Here is a 3,384-nt window from a genome sequence, read left to right on the forward strand (position 1 = left end):
ACATAAAACTCGTAAAAGGAGGAGTATGCATGGAGAAAGGCTTGACCGTACGCAAGATTGTCATTGCAGGCGTTTTGGGTGCGATCGCGATTTTGCTCGGGGTGACTCGTCTCGGCTACATTCCGGTTCCGACAGCAGCGGGCAACGCCACTATTATGCACATCCCGGCTGTCATCGGGGGCATAATGGAGGGCTGGGGCGTTGGTATGATCATTGGCCTTATATTTGGAGTCTCTTCTTTCTTAAATGCCACCGTTCCGCTTTTTAAAGACCCGCTGGTAGCCATCCTGCCACGTCTGTTTATCGGTGTGACTGCTTACTTGACCTATGTCGGTTTGAAAAACATCAATCAGTACTTGGCGATTGGTGCCGCTGGTTTTATCGGGGCGATGACAAACACGATCCTGGTACTGGGCATGGCCGTCATTCGAGGATATATGACCCTCGGTGTAGCGACCACAGTCGCAATCACGAGCGGCTTGCCAGAAGCAATTGTTTCTGTCATTGTTACATTGGCTGTCGTGGCGGCTTGGAAGAAATTGGGCTCAGCAGGCAGGCAAAAATCGAAAATTTCAGGAGACTTATAATGACCGGAACGATAGTTGACGTACCCGGCGTTCTCGTCGGGCATGCACAAAACGAAGAAACATTAACGGGATGCAGTGTGATTATGCTGGAAAAGCCGTCTGTCTGCGGCGTGGATGTCCGGGGTTCAGCCCCGGGCACCCGCGAGACAGACCTTTTGGACCCTGTCAATCTAGTTAGTGTGGTCCATGCGATTTGCCTTTCGGGTGGCAGTGCATACGGTTTGGATGCTGCTACCGGTGTCATGCAGTATTTGGAGGAACGAGGCATTGGACTGGATGTTAGCTATGGCGTCGTTCCTATCGTCCCTGCGGCAGTCTTGTTCGACCTGGCTGTAGGCGACTATCGTGTTCGCCCTGATCGTCAAATGGGCTATGAGGCAGCACAGGCAGCAAGCCGTGAGACAGTGACACAAGGAAATGTCGGTGCTGGTACAGGTGCGTCAGTAGGCAAGCTGAATGGATTTGGGAATGCGATGAAGAGCGGATTGGGCACAGCTTCCGTGATTTTACCCAATGGGCTCGTGGTAGGCGCCATCGTCGCTGTGAATGCGGTCGGTCATGTCGTAGATCCGCAGTCAGGGACGATCTTAGCCGGGCCGAGAGATGAACAGGGAACCATTCGGGATAGCTTGGAGATGATGCGCCAGCAAGCTTTTGCCCCGATCCCTCCAGGCACGAACACGACGATTGCCGTAGTCGCGAGCAATGCCCGTTTGTCCAAGGGAGAAGCAAGCAAAGTAGCGCAAATGGCTCACGACGGGCTTGCCCGTGCGATCCGTCCGATTCACACCATGTACGATGGCGATACGGTCTTTGCTGTTGCAACAGACGAAATTGAGGCGAGTGTAGACTTGGTGGGCGCGTTGTCCGCAGATGTGCTGGCAGAAGCCGTCATCCAAGCAGTTAAGCACGCAGAGGAAGCGGGGGGACTGCCATCTTATCGCAGTTACTTCCAGGCATAGGTATAACATAATTGGATGCAGAGGAGAGGGTTGGCGGATGAATCAGGTGATATCCTTTGTTGACGAGCAAGAGGTTGTGCGTCTAACGCAGGAGCTCGTTAGAATTCCGAGTGTGTTTCGCCCTGATCAGGCAGGAGCGAATGAAGAGCGGGTCGCGTTATTTGTCGCCGATTATCTTCGCAATATGGGTTTGCAGGTCTTCTATGAGGAGGTTGTTCCGGGCAGACCGAATGTCATCGCTTTTTACGATTCGGGCAGACCTGGTAAAACGCTTTTGTTCGAAGCCCATACAGATGTCGTAACAGAAGGGGATCGGGATGCTTGGAGCTACGACCCTTTTGGCGGGACAATATCTGGTGGGCGTATCTACGGGCGTGGCTCCTGTGACACAAAAGGAAATCTGGCTGCCGCGATATGTGCCGTCAAAGCTATCCAACGATCCAAACAGTCTTTTACAGGCAAAATCCTCCTGTGCATCCCTTGCGATGAGGAGAGCATGATGATCGGGATCAAAGATTTCATCCGTCGCGGCTGGGCTAACAACGTTGATGCTGCTATCATCTGCGAACCGGAAGAAAATCAGCTCTGCATCACGCAAAAAGGAGCCATGCGAGCGATCCTTCGTACGTTTGGCAAGATGGCGCATGGTGCCATGCCACTGACGGGAATCAATCCGAACACAAGGATGGCACGCGCCATAGTGGCGTTAGAGGAGCTGGAGCGCAAGGAAATGGCTCGTCTGGGCGAGCACCCGATGTTGGGGTGGCCGAGTATCACTCCGACGATTTTGCAGGCCCCGGTCAAAGGAGACGCCCAAATCAACGTCGTACCCGATCAATGCATGACGACACTTGATATTCGCACGGTACCCGGGCAGGACCACCAAGAGCTGTTCAAAGAAATTAGTGCCATATTAGAAGAATTAAGCAAAGAAGATGACAAGTTCAAAGCTACTCTGGAAGTCATCGAAGAGCGTCCTTGGACGCTGACTGGCATGAAGGAAGAAGTCGTGACCGCTGTCGCGAGTGCCTATCGGGAAATCACGAAAAAAGAACCCGTATATAATGGCGTTCCAGGTGCGACAGATGGAACCTTCCTGCACAAGGCCGGCATTCCCATTTTGACGACAGGGGCAGGCGATCGCCATATTCCTCATCATGCAGATGAGTATGTAGACATTGACCAATTGGTGGAATCTACCCAACTTTTTGCTTTGTCGGCATTGACGTTTTTGGCGTAGCCAGTGCGAGCTTGATCGCCTGCAAAAGAAGTTTTCTTAGTAAAAACTTGCAGAATCCATCTAATTTTTTTTACAATAAGCTTGTTACATAAGCGAAAAGGAGGCGCGTGCCCATGAATATGCGCTGGAATTTGGGAGTCTTGTATTCCTCGTTTGATGCACCGGAATGGAAACAAGATTGGGAGAAGCTAGTACGTGAAACAGAAGAGATCAAAAGCTGGGCAGCGCAAAACTTGCAATCTTCAGAGGATGCAGTAGCGAAGATGGAGAAATACATCACGATGATGACCTCCGTCCTGCAAACGCAATTCCGCTTGTACGCCTACGGTGAGCTGACTGCCAGCGTCGATGCCAAGAATGAAGCAGCACTGCTCGCAATTGAAAAAGTACAGAATCAGGCTGTTGAATTGGTAGAACCAGGCGTACAATTCCAAAAATGGTTAGGATCGTTGAGCAACCTGAACGATTTGATTAGCCAATCGGAGCTGTTAGAGACACATCGCTTTATGTTGACAGAAATGTCAGACAAGAGCAAATACATGTTGAGCGAAAAAGAAGAAATCGTCTTGGCAAAAATGAAAAATACAGGGTCAAA

Annotated in this window: 3 protein-coding genes and 1 pseudogene; all 4 read left to right on the plus strand. The window is 51.0% G+C overall.

Annotation, left to right across the window (positions count from 1 at the left end):
• The first annotated feature begins 29 nt into the window (after positions 1-29).
• Positions 30-587 (plus strand): ECF transporter S component, encoded by a 558-nt coding sequence (locus tag C7R94_RS29570; RefSeq protein ID WP_047069080.1) that lies wholly within the window; start codon positions 30-32, stop codon positions 585-587.
• The gene (locus C7R94_RS29575) at positions 587-1,549 is read left to right on the plus strand and encodes a P1 family peptidase (RefSeq protein WP_106786037.1); all 963 of its coding nucleotides are present in this window, start codon (positions 587-589) and stop codon (positions 1,547-1,549) included. Before C7R94_RS29570 ends, C7R94_RS29575 begins: the two co-directional genes overlap by 1 nt.
• Before the next feature lie 37 nt (positions 1,550-1,586).
• The gene (locus C7R94_RS29580; RefSeq protein ID WP_106786038.1) at positions 1,587-2,789 is read left to right on the plus strand and encodes a M20 family metallopeptidase; all 1,203 of its coding nucleotides are present in this window, start codon (positions 1,587-1,589) and stop codon (positions 2,787-2,789) included.
• 113 nt (positions 2,790-2,902) lie between these two features.
• Positions 2,903-3,384: pseudogene (locus C7R94_RS29585) on the plus strand (M3 family oligoendopeptidase); the annotation flags it as partial.

The sequence above is a fragment of the Brevibacillus sp. NRRL NRS-603 genome (assembly GCF_003013445.1).
Classification (GTDB): Bacteria; Bacillota; Bacilli; order Brevibacillales; family Brevibacillaceae; genus Brevibacillus; species Brevibacillus formosus.